14 protein-coding genes and 1 pseudogene are annotated in these 15934 nt (G+C 42.0%); 3 read left to right on the top strand and 12 right to left on the bottom strand.

All coding sequences use genetic code 11. The annotated features are described in order from the left end of the window. The 3 genes and pseudogenes from AXE77_RS04360 to AXE77_RS04370 form a co-directional block, all read right to left on the bottom strand. Window positions 1-228, bottom strand: a 228-nt coding sequence (locus tag AXE77_RS04360; RefSeq protein ID WP_116712302.1) for an ATP-binding cassette domain-containing protein, incomplete at its 3' end; no start/stop codon positions are given. Window positions 229-275: 47 nt separating this feature from the next. Continuing rightward, window positions 276-602: a hypothetical protein gene (locus tag AXE77_RS04365; protein ID WP_116712303.1), complete on the bottom strand. Its 327-nt coding sequence runs from the start codon at window positions 600-602 to the stop codon at window positions 276-278. A 323-nt stretch (window positions 603-925) separates the two neighbouring features. Next, a pseudogene (locus AXE77_RS04370) lies at window positions 926-1159 on the bottom strand (hypothetical protein); the annotation flags it as partial. Between the two features lie 397 nt (window positions 1160-1556). On the opposite strand from AXE77_RS04370, the gene AXE77_RS04375 reads away from it, so the two are divergent. Beyond that, a complete protein-coding gene (locus AXE77_RS04375; protein ID WP_116712304.1) occupies window positions 1557-2264 on the top strand; it encodes a cell wall hydrolase in 708 nt (235 codons plus the stop codon). Continuing rightward, the gene (locus AXE77_RS04380) at window positions 2191-3540 is read left to right on the top strand and encodes a hypothetical protein (protein ID WP_240612656.1); all 1350 of its coding nucleotides are present in this window, start codon (window positions 2191-2193) and stop codon (window positions 3538-3540) included. Before AXE77_RS04375 ends, AXE77_RS04380 begins: the two co-directional genes overlap by 74 nt. A 401-nt stretch (window positions 3541-3941) precedes the next feature. Here the strand turns inward: AXE77_RS04380 and AXE77_RS04385 are convergent, their stop codons facing one another. The 9 genes from AXE77_RS04385 to AXE77_RS04430 form a co-directional block, all read right to left on the bottom strand. Then, entirely contained in the window at window positions 3942-5360 is a 1419-nt protein-coding gene (locus AXE77_RS04385; RefSeq protein WP_116712306.1) for a class I SAM-dependent RNA methyltransferase, read from the bottom strand. Window positions 5361-5439: 79 nt separating this feature from the next. Continuing rightward, the gene (locus AXE77_RS04390) at window positions 5440-6171 is read right to left on the bottom strand and encodes a DUF3159 domain-containing protein (RefSeq protein WP_116712307.1); all 732 of its coding nucleotides are present in this window, start codon (window positions 6169-6171) and stop codon (window positions 5440-5442) included. 114 nt (window positions 6172-6285) lie between these two features. Then, window positions 6286-7074, bottom strand: a complete 789-nt coding sequence (locus AXE77_RS04395) for a DUF3710 domain-containing protein (protein ID WP_116712308.1) — start codon at window positions 7072-7074, stop codon at window positions 6286-6288. A 159-nt stretch (window positions 7075-7233) separates the two neighbouring features. Then, the gene (locus tag AXE77_RS04400) at window positions 7234-8100 is read right to left on the bottom strand and encodes an exodeoxyribonuclease III (RefSeq protein ID WP_116712309.1); all 867 of its coding nucleotides are present in this window, start codon (window positions 8098-8100) and stop codon (window positions 7234-7236) included. A gap of 231 nt (window positions 8101-8331) precedes the next feature. Further along, entirely contained in the window at window positions 8332-10347 is a 2016-nt protein-coding gene (locus AXE77_RS04405) for a dipeptide ABC transporter ATP-binding protein (protein WP_116712310.1), read from the bottom strand. Between the two features lie 24 nt (window positions 10348-10371). Beyond that, window positions 10372-11349, bottom strand: coding sequence for an ABC transporter permease (locus AXE77_RS04410; protein ID WP_116712362.1), 978 nt, complete (start codon window positions 11347-11349; stop codon window positions 10372-10374). Window positions 11350-11363: 14 nt separating this feature from the next. Beyond that, entirely contained in the window at window positions 11364-12290 is a 927-nt protein-coding gene (locus tag AXE77_RS04415; RefSeq protein WP_116712311.1) for an ABC transporter permease, read from the bottom strand. A gap of 213 nt (window positions 12291-12503) precedes the next feature. After that, window positions 12504-14141 carry a peptide ABC transporter substrate-binding protein gene (locus AXE77_RS04420; RefSeq protein ID WP_116712312.1) on the bottom strand — a complete coding sequence of 546 codons (1638 nt, stop codon included), beginning with the start codon at window positions 14139-14141 and terminating at the stop codon, window positions 12504-12506. A 381-nt stretch (window positions 14142-14522) separates the two neighbouring features. Then, the gene (locus tag AXE77_RS04430; protein WP_116712313.1) at window positions 14523-15542 is read right to left on the bottom strand and encodes a tyrosine recombinase XerC; all 1020 of its coding nucleotides are present in this window, start codon (window positions 15540-15542) and stop codon (window positions 14523-14525) included. Window positions 15543-15620: 78 nt separating this feature from the next. On the opposite strand from AXE77_RS04430, the gene AXE77_RS04435 reads away from it, so the two are divergent. Next, a complete protein-coding gene (locus AXE77_RS04435; RefSeq protein WP_116712314.1) occupies window positions 15621-15914 on the top strand; it encodes a DUF6725 family protein in 294 nt (97 codons plus the stop codon). Window positions 15915-15934 lie beyond the last annotated feature (20 nt).

Raw genomic sequence — 15934 nt, forward strand, 5'->3', positions numbered from 1 at the left:
AGCACGATCAGTTACGTCAAAGCCATGAACAAAAAGTTTCCCACTAGAGGGAGCATAAATCGTCGCTATAACGTTAAGCAGAGTAGTTTTCCCAGCACCATTTGGCCCCAAAAGACCACATATGCCAAAAGATAAATCTATAGAAAGATTATGCAAAATTTGTTTTTTCCCATACGAAAAATTCACATTAACAAGTTGCACATCTGAGCCCGTATATGATTCTTGCATATCTCCCCACTTAACGTTATAGCAATTTGATATTTATATCAACTAGACTAATTACTTCCAACTTCCATGGTGACAGGGTTGCCACTAGGAGTATCATTAAACCCAAAAATACAGCCACCAGAATATTCAACGCCATCTTTTATCCAATTAGTAAGTTGATCTGGCCAAAAACGGCAAGCTATTCTCGCACGCACAAATTTTGGAGAATGATGGCATACCAACTTTGCTTGATTATTATGAACACTAGCCGTACAAGGTATATTTTCTCTGTCTATTCCAACTACAGAACCACTCATCTGAGCATAAGCTGACATTGGCATAGCATAAACAATAGCAGCAAGCGCAACTATTGCAAATCCTTTCTTTGCGAACATATTCGTATCTCCATTTTCAATCTGCTTAATAACGTATTCAGCCCTGAATACGTAATGCTTATTATATAATAACAATCTTGCTATATCAAGCTTAATTTTGGGAGTACTAGCTTTTCTTAATTATCCTTATGTCGGCAGTTATGACGTAGCATGCGTAGTACTTTGCATCTTTTCATTACTTGGCGTAAAGGTCTTAATTTATTTTTCAAATAAAAAAGAATGTAATTTGCACAAATCTTTTTGTTTTCAATTATTCAGATATAAAAATAGCGTGCTGTCTACTGGGGAATAATCCAATAAACAGCACGCTTTGTTTTATTTGACTACATTAAAGAAATCTTTAGAATCACATGGTCGCTAGTATTCTCACAATCCGCAACTACGCGAGCGCCATCATGCACCTTTCCAGAAAGCAGCAATCGCGCAAGTTGATCGCCAATTTCTGTCTGAACCAATCTGCGCAACGGACGAGCACCATAAACTGGATCGTAGCCATGCTCCGCAAGCCAAGCGCGAGCAGAGTCACTCACATCCAAGCTAATGCGTCTTGTGCTAAGGTTGTAACTTTTGTTCCATATCTACCCACTTCCACGAAACCTCTAAAACACATTTCAGTTAAGTCAAATCGCTGCAACCTTTATTGCAACTCTCGTTGCAATTTCAAGCTTTTTGACGATACTTTCGAGTTCTAACGAGCTTTCACTTTCATATATCTGATACGTATAACAGATTTTCCTATAACTTTATTCCTAAAACTTGAGTGTACTAGACTCAAGTTTTGAAATCAAGATTAAGGGCTATTTCCTAAAATCAATCACATGTTGCATATTTAAGGTGAAATTGCAATGTTTTACGAATATTTTATAGACTAACTTCTGCAAATAATATACAATATAAATATTTCGTCGGCGACATATTACAGGTAAAATTATCCACAATAACAATGAGGCTATTATGAATAAGAAACTTTTCAAAACAATTACAATTGCAGCTGTTTTATGCGTACTATGGCCTACATCTTCCGCTTTTGCCAAAGAATCATATGATGATAAATTATCAGATTTTGCAAATGCGTTACCCTATTACGTAAATAAAGAAAAGCTAGATAAAAGCATGCAAGAAATAGCTCAATATCATCATTGGAGCAAAGAAAAAGCGCTCGATGCAGAAATGGAATTATTGCAAAATCCAAATATCAATAAATACCAACAAGATAAATCTTCCAGCCAAGCAACTATAGCGCTACCAAACGCTCAACATCGTGGTGATTTTTATTTCACTCCTGCAGGACTACATGGTCACACAGGCATTTACTCGCAAAAAAATAAAATTGTTGAGGCAGTAGGACCAGGAGAAGTAGCTAGAGAAAAACTAGCTTCCAAGACTCTTGTAGCTCCAGGAGCAATAATACGTTCTGTTAATACATCTAATGCCAATAGAGCAAAAGCTGCAGATCGAGCTCGAACTTATATCGGTCGTGGATATAATGATGCTTTCTTCCTACCGCATAAAAACGACTGGGGAGGACTACATTGCGCGCAATTAGTCTGGGCTTCTTATAAATATGGCGCTGGAATAGACATTGACGATGGCAACGATGAACTCGTCTGGCCTTGGGATCTTGAAAAAACAACAAAAGCCACAACATACAGAAAGCTTTGATGACAAGATGAAACAATTAAGCAAGAAGATAATTATTGTTTTACTATGCTTTTCTGCCGCCGTCATCGTATCAGCTATATTGTTTCTACTGTTTTGGCAGCAGATGCCTACACAAATTAGTTATAAACAAGCAAATCTTTCACATGCCGTTGGCGCTGTGGCAATAAGTGACATGACTGCCGGCAAAGAGAAGAGGCGAGATGGATTCATCGTATTACTCAACAACGATGGAACTTCTCAAACTATTACCACTTCTGCCATTGAATCTCCTAGCATATTATGGAACACTGATGGTTTGTATTTCGTAGATGCTAAATTTGACTATTTCCTTGCCCAAAAAAGTAACATGCGTATTGCAATTAAACATCACAAAAAATTACCTGCTGCACAGGCTGGCATTTTTGAAAATAATCAGCACGAAGTTATTAGTGTTCTTGACCACGGTTTTACTCGCACTAGGAAAAATCAACTCGAATTCAATAGTATTACCCTTGGCAAACCGCGAAATACAGATATTATGCAATCACGTATATATGATGTATCGAGCGCTTGCGAGAGTGGCACGTACACCATTAGCCCCAGCGACAATGGAACTAATAGTTTTAATGGAACAAATGGATTCGTAATAAAAAAACTCCAAGATTCAATACCCGTAAAACATATACTCAAAAATTCTGAAACGACGGTACATAGTTTTTCTACGATAGGAAACGACACAGCTCCTTGCATTCGCAACACCATCATTTCAATTGGAGACACAACGGAATATAAAAAAGACAATCCTGAATTTACTTTCACCACGTACGGTATTAATCGGTGGAATACGCAATCAGGAAAATTTGATTTTATACCGCTAACCTTGCAAAATAAGCGCATAGCCTATAACTATGGGGAAAAACACGATTTTGAAAATATCTCATATGGGAATAGGACAATGCTCAATGATCGCGAGCTCTTAGCACTCGACCAAGGCACAGGCGTGCTGTATAAAATTAATACAATTACTGGGAAAACGCAAATTACATTTACCATCCCAGTAAATACTTCAAGCAAGTTCAATCCAAAAAGATATTGGATGCAAACCACTAAAAATGCTATAGCAATTTTAGATAACGCAAATGGAGAAAAGACGCCACGCGCTACGTTGTATTTTCTTAACAAAAAGAATTTCAAACTACAACAAACTGTGCATTTTGATAACACAACAAGTAATCTTCTTGCTGGGAAAGTAGATGGATGTCATTTCAGCGATTTTGCAATTAATCCACAAATGTAGACGATTTGCTAAATTACAGTTTGACGAACTGAAAAATTGAATACTAAATTTGTAAGACGATAGAAAAAAGAAAAAATCTATCGTCTTTTTTCTTGCCTAATTTCCCTATGTTTTGCGATCAATAAATAGAGAAAACTCACTAATTAGCGAACTAGTATTTCATCATACTGTACATGAATCGTGCTTAATTAACATTTCCCACTTCACCAGTTGGGTGCAAAGTGGGTGCACTTTTTAACGTTAACATCCTGTGCACTCGACCCCAGAGCGTAGACACGTTCCCTCAAACAGCCAAACTTCGCTCAAAAACCGCAAGAACCCAGCTTAAAGCTGCTTCGCATTAAACCTTTTAACGATAGCCCTCGCAAACCCCTGCTATACAAAGGCAAAAATGCACCCACCTAATCAGCCTTTGACATCAATACAACACTCTCCACGTGATGAGTGTTGGGATATATGTCGAACGCGCGCAAAGACTGGACTCTGTAGCCAAGCTCCTTAAACGTGCCAACATCGCGAGCAAGACTAGTTGGATCGCAAGCAACATACACAACGCTTCTTGCTCCAGACTTCGCAATCTGCTTACAAACTTGAGCTTTAGCTCCAGCACGCGGAGGATCCAACACAACAACATCAGGATGCGCAAATCGACGAACAATCTTAGACGACTTACTCGCCTTAAACACCTGTGACTCAAGCGTTTGCGCAACATCGCCTTCAAGCGCTTCAACAACATCTCTGCTAAGTCCAGCTCGCCCAATGTTTCGCCTTGCATTCTTCACAGCAATCGGTGCACCCTCAATACTAAGAACACGGGCTGGCTCTGCAGCACCCACAACACCTGCAGCACCCACAACACCAGAAGAATCTCCGCCAACATTAGCCAAAGTCGCAAGCGGAATCGTAAACAAACCCGAACCTGAATACAAATCCCACAAAACAGTATTCTTAGTGCGCCCAACAAGCGCAGAACGAACTAATCCCAAAACATAGCTCACTAAATGCTCTGGAGCTGCGTGGTGAATCTGCCAAAAACCGCGCGCGTCAACATCGTAATCAAAAGTACGAATACGCGATAAATCACCATCAACCGCAACTCGCACGCGCTCGCGCAACAAAGCCGAGCCTGCAACCAACTCATCATTTACTATAAGCGCATAATTTTCACCAATCGCACTAAGAAGCGCAGACTTATCATTAAAATCTAAACCCTCAACTCGAGGCTCTGGAACAACAAGGCGAATTTGCGAATTTGGATTAAACTTGCGATTCCACAAATCCAAAGAATCCGCAACTGCTAAAACAGCGCGCGATGCGAGCGGCATAGTGTCAATCGCAATGCGGTCGTGCGACTCACGCTTTCGCATAGACAATCGCCCTTCATCATCCGCCACCAATTCCATGCGCGTGCGCCAGTTAAATCCGTTAAGCTCCTCGTCCCCAGGTATGCGCTCAACGTTAACATCGCTTTCCGCAACATCCGTATGCGCTAAACGCTGGAATTGATTGGCAATTACGGCTGACTTCCAACGAATCTGCCCAGGCAAAGAAACGTGAATTAAATCCGCTCCTCCAACTCCGCCGCCCTGAGCCAGAGGACCAGCGAGCTTCCAGTGCGGTTCCACTCGATCCGCACTAGGCTCCAAAACTTCCACAACTTCACCAGTGAAAAAGTGAGCTTTTGCACGCATCGGCTCATCCATGCGCACAACAACCAACTCACCAGGGAGGGCAAATCGCACGAATACAACACGTCCGTCAAGATGACCTACGCATCTTCCTTGATCCGCATAACGCTCGATTCGCATCGTCACCTGCATAAGTTACCCCTTATTTTTGCGTTTTGCTAAGCTGATTTTCTAATTCTGATTTTCTAATTCTGATTTTCTAACGCTGATTTTAGTTAAACTGATTTTCGTCGCTCTGATTTTCTTCACTATTTTTATGATGAAGACGCATAAACGGCGTTGCAATAATCAAGTAAGAAACCCAAATTGCGAGCGCCCAGAATGGCAATCCCATAATCAAACGCACTGTGCCAAGCCACACAACGTGATTCGTCAAATATAATGGCACTTGCAAAACAAGTCGCAGCGCAAAAACACCAATCCACAATCCAGTAACATACATATACGCACGCTTAAGCGGCTTATAGTCAAGCCACTCATGAAGCCAAGCGCCAAAATTTTCCGTAGGCATTTTGCGAATTGACTCAATCACAAGACCTAAAGCAGGCACGCGAACAATCATAGAAATAGCAAGAAGCGCGCCATATACAGCATTTGTAATAAAACCCATCATGTAGTAGTCGCGCGCTTGATGACTCGTCCACACCCAAATAAGGCAGATTGCAATGGAAACAAGTCCACTAATTGCGCCCATCAGTGACTGCCTTTGAATAAGCCTAGCTATAACTTGTAAAACAGCAATCACAGCCGATACAATAACCGTCGTTTGTACATTTCTAGTTACAACAAAGCAAATAACAAAAAGCAAGCCTGGTAGCATGGATTCGATTATCCCTCGAATACCGCCCATTGAATCGATTATAGAAAAGTTGCTTCCATCAGAACCGATAGAAGCGAGGGAAGCAAGCCCAGAACTTTTTTTGCCACAAGCATTATTTTTCAAGACGATATCCTTACGTTACTTAACTTACGTTACTTAACTTACGCTACTTAACTTACGCTACTTAACTTACGCTACTTAACTTACGTTACTTAACTTACGTTACTTAACTTACTGCTATCTAACTTCAGAGAACATAGGCCCGCGAGTTAGCGTAGTTTTTACTTCTACTTGCTGATCGTAACCTAACGGTTTATCTTGTTTCTTTAACTGATCTGCTGAATCTTCGCGAGTAGCACTATTCTCCTCGCTCTGATTTTCTTCTTCCGCTTTTCGCTTGGCAGCTTTCTCTGCTTGAGTCATAGGATTGTGCATAGGTATGAGATCGCGCGGAGCTAATGGTTCTTCGCCACGATCTACTACGATATTGGCGAACCATTGGTTGAGTTGTTTAGTTTCGTCATTTGTTTCCGCAGATTCGATTGCTGCAGGTCCAGAAAATACGCCGCGAAGCATCCAACGAGGTCCATCGATTCCCACAATGCGAGTGGTAATTGTCTTCTCCCCGACTTGCACTGGCAATAGAAGTTCGGTACCGAACTCGCCTTGCGTTGTGCGAGCTTGACTATTGCCGTCAAGTAAATCTTTACACACTTCCTGCCAAATGCCAGCTGTTTTAGGCGCCGCAAATGCTTCAATTTCTACACTTGACGAACCGTATGTTACCGTCGCACCAAGCACTCGACCAGTTCCGTTTTGCTTTTTTACACGCAATTCAATGCCTTGCAAATATGGGATATGGATTGATCCAAAATCGAGATAACTGCTGAAATCCGGAGCATCTTCGTCGTTGCAATCCCACGGACCAGTTTTTACTTTCGAGACTTCAACAGAATTTTGCGTGGAATCTTTAGTGGAATCTTGCAAAGTCTTACCTGCTGCACGTCGTCCTGAAAACCAACCCATTATTCCTCATTTCTTTGAACAATAAGCCTACAGAAATAACCTTATCGCTTATTATTGTAGATTGCTTAGCTTCACTAGACTATCACAAGCAAAGCACCGAAATTTTTTAATTCACGTATTTGATAATGCTTACCAATCAGAAATTGAGCAAATTACTTCTCATACCGCATATTTTATTGTCAGCGGAGCGTGATCAGACCATCGCGCGTCGTAACTTTGAGCACGATCAATTACAAATCCACAAGCGCTTTCCGCAATTTCGGGAGTTGCAAACTGGTAGTCTAACCTCCAGCCAACATTATTATCGAAAGCTTTGCCGCGCTGACTCCACCAAGTGTACGGTCCTTGAATATCTCCTGCAAGCATACGCATAACATCCACGAACTCATACTCATTAATCCAACGATCAATATACGCGCGTTCTTCCGGCAAGAATCCTGCGCTTTTTTCATTCGCTTTAGCATTTTTAATATCGAGTGGCGTGTGTGCAATATTAAAGTCACCACATAAAATCGCCTGATTTCCGCCGTTTGCCGCAATTTCTCTAAGCTCACCCAAGCGAGTAAGCATTGTGTCTAAAAAGCGGAACTTTTGTTGCATTTTTTGCGGATCGTCCACATTCCCAGCGTGAACATACACAGAAGCTATAGTAATTTCGTACCCGTCCGGAGTTCGCACGTCTGTTTCAACCCAACGCCCGGAATCTACATCCTCACTTAAACCTGGCAAACCGTAACGCTTTGCTACTACAGGAAGCGATGTAACCAAAGCTACTCCAGCTCGTCCCTTTACACGACAAACTTCGTTTATATACGAAAAATCGTTATTTCCGGCAAAATTCACGCTATTTTCAGACGCACGATATCCCATTTCAATTTTCGTCATAATTGGGTCAATTGCGTCCTGCGGAGCACGCACTTCTTGCATACACCATACGTCAGGAGTGTGAGCATCAGACCAGTCGAGCATCCCCTTACGCTCGGCCGCACGAATACCATTTAAGTTTGAAGTCGTAATTGTAATCATAAATCTAACTCTAATATGCGCGTTACACAAATATGTATGCTACACAAATATGTGCGTTCACAAATATGCGCATTCACAAAGCAAAAAAATAAGGTGCAAGATTTATAAACTCAGTTATTAACCAAGTTATAAACCCTACACCTTATTTATAGATTAGATTAGATTAAATTAAATTAAATTAGATTAAATATTTAGATTAAATTAATCCAAATCAATCCAAATTAATTAAAATTAATCCAAGCCAAGCTCCAAGTTTCCACCAGGAATTGCGTCAAGCAAGTCGCGCGTGTACTCCTTTTGAGGATGATCAAATACCTCATCGGTTGTAGCGTGCTCAACAAGCTTTCCGTGTTGCATAACAACAACCTCGTCCGCAATCTGTCGAACCACTGCCAAATCGTGAGTGATGAACAAGTAGCTCAAACCGCGCTCCGCTTGCAAATCGTTAAGCAAATGCAAAACCTGATCTTGCACAAGCACATCCAAAGCCGACACAGCTTCGTCGCAAACGATAACGTCAGGATCCAATGCCATTGCGCGCGCGATTGCAATGCGCTGACGCTGGCCACCTGAAAGCTCGTTCGGGAAGCGAGTCATAACAGAAGCAGGCATACGCACCATGTCCAAAAGCTCACGCACACGATTCTGGCGGCTCTTTTTATCGCCAATCTTGTGAATGCGCAAAGGCTCTTCAATCGAACGATAAATCGAATACATTGGGTCGAGCGAACCGTAAGGATTTTGGAATACTGGCTGAACGTGACGACGGAAGTCAAGCAAATCTGCACCCTTAAAGTCAGCAATATTCTTGCCTTCGTAAGTAACAGTTCCGCTTGTTGGCTTAAGAAGTCGCAAAACCATGTTTGCAACAGTAGACTTACCAGAACCAGATTCGCCTACAATTGCCAATGTTGTGCCGCGCTTAATAGAGAACGAAACGTCATCAACAGCCTTGAAAAGCTCCTTCTTACGAGGAAGCTTAAATTCGCGAGTTAAATGGTCGACTGTAATAATATGCTCACTCTTTTCAAGAGTTTGCTCACCTACTACGTGATGCTCAAGCAAATTATCCACATTACCACCATGCTCCTTAACGGAAATAATGCGCTGGGAAGCAAGGCTTGGAGCCGCAGCAACAAGTCGCTTAGTGTAAGGATGCTGTGGATGCTGCAAAACATCCAAAGATGGACCAGATTCAACAACACGACCCTTATACATGACAACTACATGCTGTGCGCGAGCTGCAGCCAAACCTAAATCGTGAGTAATGAACAGAACGGAAGTTCCAAGAGAATCGGTAAGCGTATGCAAATGGTCAAGAATACGCTTTTGCACAGTAACGTCGAGTGCGGAAGTTGGCTCATCTGCAATCAGCAAATCTGGACGGCAAGCCAAACCGATAGCAATCAAAGCGCGCTGACGCATGCCGCCAGAAAACTCGTGCGGGAACTGACGTGCGCGAGTTGCTGCATCTGGCAAACCAGCTTCGTCAAGTAAACCTGCAATACGATCTTCAACACTTGCGCCAACAACATACTTCTTAGCAATTTCCCAAGCTTTGTCGTCGTTCACACCGTACTTGATTAAGTCATCTGCAACGCGCCAACGAGTTTCGGAACCTGGAACCCACTCTTTTTTGTAGTAAGACATGGCTTCATTCATCTTGGATTCATCAAGTCCGATTTCTACCAAAGACTTGCGTGCAACTTCCATCAATTCTGGTAATTCTTTAGAACCAAGGAACGTTTCATCCTCATTGCTTTTAACTTCTACGGCATCACCTGCAAGAGCTTCCGCAAGAGCAGAACGCTTCTCGTGACTTACGTCAACACCATTTGCAAGAAGAGCTTCCTTAACCTGCGTGCCGATACGCCACACAGGGTTCAAGTTACTCATAGGGTCCTGAGGTACCAAACCCATTGCAGTACCACGCAAAGCAGCAATCTCTTTTGGTTTCAAATTGCTGATTTCTTGGCCATTAAGCTTAATGGAACCGCCCGTAACATGACCCGTTCCTGGAAGCAAACCCAAAACTGCCATTGCAGAAGTGGACTTTCCAGAACCAGACTCACCTACGATTGCAACCCACTGGCCTGGATATACGCTAAAGCTTGCATCTCGAACAGCGTGAACAGCTTTCTTGGAATCAGTAGTGAAATCAACCTGAAGATTTTTCACTTCAAGCAATGGACCTTGCTCACGCTGCATAGCGAGAGCGTCTACATTTTTATGCGTTGAAATGCTCATAAGTTTTATTCCTCCACGCTAACTTCACGCCTTACGGCTCTTTGGATCCAACGCATCCTTTACAGCGTCACCCATCATAATGAAGGCAAGAACTGTAATAGCAAGCGCAAATGACGGATAGAACAATACTTCTGGACTATTATTGAAGTACCTGCTGTAAGTAGCAATATCTCCACCCCAGCTCACTGTAGTAGTTGGCAAACCAATACCAAGGAAGCTAAGTGTTGCTTCCAACACGATATAGGAGCCGAGAGAAGTTGTGCCAACAACAATGATTGGAGCCAAAGAGTTTGGAATAATATGCCTAAAGAGATTTCGTATAGGCCTAGATCCTAAAGCTGTAGAAGCTGTGTTAAATTCTAGATTCTTTGATTCCATAACGGCACTTCTAGCTATTCGAGCAACACTAACCCAACCGAATAGAACCATAACTAGAATTATCTTCCACATTGATTTTGTGGTTCTAAACATTTGGAGAACAACTATAGCGCCAAGAAGCATAGGCAAAGCCAAGAAGATGTCGGTAATGCGGCTAAGAACAGCATCAACCCAACCTCCGAAGAAGCCTGCAATAGCACCAATTAAAGAACCAACTAAAACAACCAAAGCTGTAGCAATTATGCCGATTGTTACAGAAGTGCGAGTTCCGTATATTACACGAGCGTAAATATCACATCCCTGCTTATCGAATCCAAGAGGATGACCAGAAGACCTTGGCATCAAAGAGTTATTAAGTACACAATACATAGGATCTTGCTTAACAAGCAATCCTGGGAATAATGCAATAAATAAAATTGCAATAATCAATATTGCGGAAATAATAAACAAAGGATTTCGTCTCAAAGTACGCCAAGCATCAGCCCACATGCTCGTAGCAGGAGCAGACTCGTCAACAGAATCAACTTCTTGTAACGGAGTTTCATCCAAGGAAGCAACATAACGTTCCTGTCCTGGAAGAGCAATATCTGCAGCAGTCAAATTTTCCTCAACTTTTTCTTGCATAATCATGCTTCTCCTTACGCGTAACGAATTCGCGGATCAAGAGCCGCGTACAAGATATCAACAAGTAAATTACTGACTACGAAAATCAGCATAAGCAAGGTAACTACAGAAACTACCAGGTTGCTTTCACCCTTCAAAATACCTTGATAAGTAAGGAAGCCAATACCATGAATATTAAATATTGTTTCTGTAATCATAGCGCCGCCCATCAATGCGCCCAAATCCTGACCCAAGAAAGTAACCACAGGAATAAGCGAATTGCGCAAAATATGGCGGATAATAACCGAGCTTTCTTTTAAGCCTTTCGCACGAGCTGTACGAACATAGTCGAGCGCAATATTTGACGAAACTTCAGACCTTGTAAGTCGAATTACATATGCCATAGATACAGATCCAAGAACCATTGCAGGAGTAAGCATATCTAAGAATCCAGGATCATTACTTACATTAGGAGGAAGAATATGCCACTTAATACCAAGCAAATACTGCATAGCATAACCAGTTACGAAGGTTGGTACGGAAATAAGAAGCAGAGAAACAATAAGAATTACACTATCGTACCATTTGCCTTTTTTAAGACCAGAAATAATACCAAAAGTTACACCAAACAGAGCTTCAAATGCAAACGCCATAACAGCAAGCTGAATGGTTACAGGGAATGCACGACCAATTTCATCAATAACAGGCTGACCCGCAAAGGTTTGGCCAAAGTCAAGAGTAAGCGCATTCTTTAAGAACAGTAAATATTGAATAATAAATGGTTTATCTAAATTATAATTAGCTCGAATTTGTGCTGCGACAGCAGGATTAACTGGTTTATCGCCAAACATTGCATTTACCGGATCACCCGGCAAAGCAAATACTAACGCATAAACCAATAACGTTGTGCCGAGAACAACAGGAATCATCTGCAAAATTCGACGCAGAATGTACTTACCCATCGGCTTCTCCTTGAATTGTTAACAATTACTCGTAAAAACAACAAAGTGCCACTCCAGTTAAAGAAATTTTTGGATTACTTCCTTCATTTCTTCAACTGGAGTAGCAATTTCGCTATACGCGATATTAGATTATTGAGAGGTGATATCAGAATTAAGTATTTTTCTGAATATCATGAAATTAATTTATATAAACTCCATATGAAGATTTAAATCTTACTTATGAAGCTGGTAGTACAGCGGCATATTCTGCCAATCCATTACGAATCCCTTCAAATTGTGATTCATAACAGCCTTAGCATTCATGTAAAGCAGTGGTACAGATGGAAGATCCTCAAGAAGAGTTTCGCCAGCTTCATGATAAAGCTTAGTTGCTTCGCTTGCATCGGAAGATGCAGTAGCCTTGGTAAGCAATTCATCAAACTTTGGATTCTTGTAATCGCCATCATTAGAACCATTGCCATCAGCTGCAACAGAAGCGAACTGCTGAGTCAAGTAGTTTTCTGGGCTTGGGTAATCTGGCATCCAGCCTGCACGCCATGCGCCCTTAACCTTACGCTTGGTGCATGCATCGCGGAACTCCTGGAAGGTTGGGATTGGTGTGGTTTCTGCCTTAACACCCAAATTGTTCTTCACATAGTTCACAACTGCATCGAACACGGACTTAGCAACAGCGTTATCAGCATTGTAGGTGAAGGTAAGAGGACCATCATACTTGGAAATGGCATCTGCCTTAGCCCACAATTCCTTAGCCTTCTTTGCATCGAACTTCAAATGCTCGCTACCCTTCAAATTAGGATCGTAGCCTGGGGTCTTTGGAGAAGTGAAGTCGTTAGCAGGAGCAGCAGTCTTGTTCAGCACCTTTTCAGCAATTGCCTTACGGTCGATAGACATGGAAACTGCTTGACGACGCAAGCGGCCTTCCTCAGTCTTAACATCGAAGTGTGGGAGGCTGGAAGCAATAGTGAACTGAAGAATTACAGAACCAGGCTTGTTGTAAGCAGTGATTGTGCTATCGCTCTGGAAGTTGCTGGTTTCAGTATCTGGAATGTTATCGGTCATATCGAGGTTGCCGGACTGTACGTCGCGGTAAGCAGCATTACCATCGGTGTAAATCTTGAAGGTAACGCCATCATTCTGAGCCTTGCGAGGGCCTTCGTAAGCCGGGTTCTTCACAACTTCAATCTGCCTGTTGTGATCCCAAGACTTGAACAAGTATGGACCAGAGGAGACAGGCTTTTCACCATAAGCCTTTGGATCCTTGTAGAAGGATTCTGGAAGTGGGGCGAATGCCAAGTAGCCAACCTTAATTGGGAACACGGAATCCGGCTGCTTCAAATCAACGGTGAAGGTGTTCTTATCTACAACCTTCAAACCGGAAAGCTGTTCGTCGCCCTTCAAACCATCCTTCTGCAATTCGTCATAACCCTTAATGGTCTGGAAGAAGGAAGCGCACTTCTGTGCATTCTTAGCGTTAGCAACAAAGCTCCAAGCCTTGGTGAAGCTTTCAGCGGTAACAGGAGTACCATCGCTGAACTTCTTGCCTTCTTTAAGCTTAACAGTGTACTGAGTTGCGTCTGCGTTTGGAGTAACGCTTTCAGCATCCTCATTTACTGGGTTGCCCTTTTCGTCAAAAGTGACCAACGTTGAGTTGACCAACATAGCAGGACGTGCACCAGCGTTTTCGTTAATGTTGCCAGGCACCAATTCGTTCTGTGGCTCAGTGTTATTTACGGTAATAATAACTTTTCCACCGTTTGTCTGCGCAGTCTTCGAAGCAGATGAGCCGCAGCCACCAAGCAACATGGCCAGCGAGCAGGCCGCAGCGGCAAAAGCTAAAGCCTTATTCTTCATATTTATTCTCCTAACGTCTGGTAGGCAGGATGCTATATCAATACAAAAAGCCAAGTCATGAATAAAATAAATCCATCTAGTTTTTATTGCCAGATGGATTCTCTTAGCCAATGACAAGGCCTCTTCGTTGATTAAAATTCAATGGTACGTATTTTTTCCAATATTGCAAGAGCGAGAAAAAATCGTAAAATTTACTGTTTGTTTGTAATAATTAGTCACTAAACCCTTATTTTTTATATAAAAACTATATTTTTTAATATTTTGACAAAAAATTTTCCCATTTTTTTACTGCACTTTATATATTACATATATGTAAATAATGCTGGTCATATTGTAAAGGATGTGTTAATTGGTAATAATGAAATTACTAATTAACTTCTATTAAGCGCGCGGAAAAGCTTGTAAATAACGCTGTTTTAACGCTTCTATAGACACATGCGTATAACGTTGCGTAGTATTCAATGAGGAATGCCCCAACATTTCCTGCACTTCGCGCAAATCTGCACCACCATTAAGCATGTGCGTGGCAGCACTATGCCGTAATGCGTGAGGAGCAATATCTGGCACATGCGCATTCTGAGCTGCATTATGCACGATTTCCCTTACTAAACGCTGATCAATACGCTTACCGCGAGCGCCAAGAAATATTGCAGTTTCAGAAGAATCTTGCGATAAAACTTTTCGCCCACTCTCTGAGAGCCATGCGGATAATGCTCGAGATGCAGGAATTCCAAAAGGCACAACACGTTGCTTATTCCCTTTACCGGTAACTTTTACAGTGTGTGCATCAAAATTAACATCCTGCATATTTAAGCTGGTAAGCTCCCCCACTCGCATACCAGTTGCGTATAAAAGTTCCAATATTGCAGCGTTACGTAACTTAATTGCAACTTGTCGAGGCAAATACGAAGATGTACCATCGCACAAAGCACTTTCGGAAGAATATTCACTCATATTTTCGGAAGAATTATGCGTCTGTTCGTCAACACTATTCATCAACTCCTCTGCCTGCGACTCATCAAGCACCGTAGGCAGCATATTCTTAATTTTTGGAGTCATTAAAATCTCTGCAGGATCACTTTTTATGTATCCAACATGCTGGCACCATGCAAAAAATCCACGCACAGCAACGACTTTTCTAGCTAAGCTTGAGCGCGCATGATTCTTAGAAGCGTATGCCATCCACGAACGCAAATCATCCGTAGTAAGATCCGAAATATTATTAAAACCGTGCCGATTGCACCATGCTAAACATTGCTGAATATCGTTTTCGTAAGCTCGCTGCGTGCGCTCACCCAAGCCCTTATTCGCACGCAAGTATTCAATATAATCTTCCAATAAACCTGCATATTGAGAAGGTAAATTAACGAAATCATTAACAGAAGACTGCTTATTTTCCACTCCTAATCACCCTTCCGTAACTTTATAAACGTTTGCCATACGCGCCAGTCACATGCATAATACAACAAGGAGCATGTTATGGAAACACGTATAAAAAACTTGACTACACTACCACAGCGAATACCTGCAGGCACGCGCATCGTAGTAAGAACATACAAAATTATAGAAGAAAATAACGATGGAGTGCAAAAAATCGAGTATCATGACGCAATTGGTCACGTACTCGAGTGGGACGGGACCACGCTTCATTTACTTCGAGACCCGGCAGCAAACGGAACTAGAGCTGCCGAAGAAATGTTTATTGACGCCAGCACAATTGCGCGTCTAAAGCCAATGCCAGAGCGCAAATTCCAAAAGCCACTCAAAATATAGACATTAAAACTCGCGCCACA

The organism is Gardnerella massiliensis (assembly GCF_003408845.1).
GTDB lineage: Bacteria > Actinomycetota > Actinomycetes > Actinomycetales > Bifidobacteriaceae > Bifidobacterium > Bifidobacterium vaginale_H.

Bases quoted from the DNA above. Each gene is read 5' to 3' on its own strand.
- AXE77_RS04400 (WP_116712309.1), bottom strand. From the start codon at position 8,100: ATGATTACAATTACGACTTCAAACTTAAATGGTATTCGTGCGGCCGAG.
- AXE77_RS04365 (WP_116712303.1), bottom strand. From the start codon at position 602: ATGTTCGCAAAGAAAGGATTTGCAATAGTTGCGCTTGCTGCTATTGTT.
- AXE77_RS04420 (WP_116712312.1), bottom strand. From the start codon at position 14,141: ATGAAGAATAAGGCTTTAGCTTTTGCCGCTGCGGCCTGCTCGCTGGCC.
- AXE77_RS04415 (WP_116712311.1), bottom strand. From the start codon at position 12,290: ATGGGTAAGTACATTCTGCGTCGAATTTTGCAGATGATTCCTGTTGTT.
- AXE77_RS04410 (WP_116712362.1), bottom strand. From the start codon at position 11,349: ATGCAAGAAAAAGTTGAGGAAAATTTGACTGCTGCAGATATTGCTCTT.
- AXE77_RS04395 (WP_116712308.1), bottom strand. From the start codon at position 7,074: ATGGGTTGGTTTTCAGGACGACGTGCAGCAGGTAAGACTTTGCAAGAT.
- AXE77_RS04385 (WP_116712306.1), bottom strand. From the start codon at position 5,360: ATGCAGGTGACGATGCGAATCGAGCGTTATGCGGATCAAGGAAGATGC.
- AXE77_RS04405 (WP_116712310.1), bottom strand. From the start codon at position 10,347: ATGAGCATTTCAACGCATAAAAATGTAGACGCTCTCGCTATGCAGCGT.
- AXE77_RS04435 (WP_116712314.1), top strand. From the start codon at position 15,621: ATGGAAACACGTATAAAAAACTTGACTACACTACCACAGCGAATACCT.
- AXE77_RS04375 (WP_116712304.1), top strand. From the start codon at position 1,557: ATGAATAAGAAACTTTTCAAAACAATTACAATTGCAGCTGTTTTATGC.
- AXE77_RS04380 (WP_240612656.1), top strand. From the start codon at position 2,191: ATGGCAACGATGAACTCGTCTGGCCTTGGGATCTTGAAAAAACAACAA.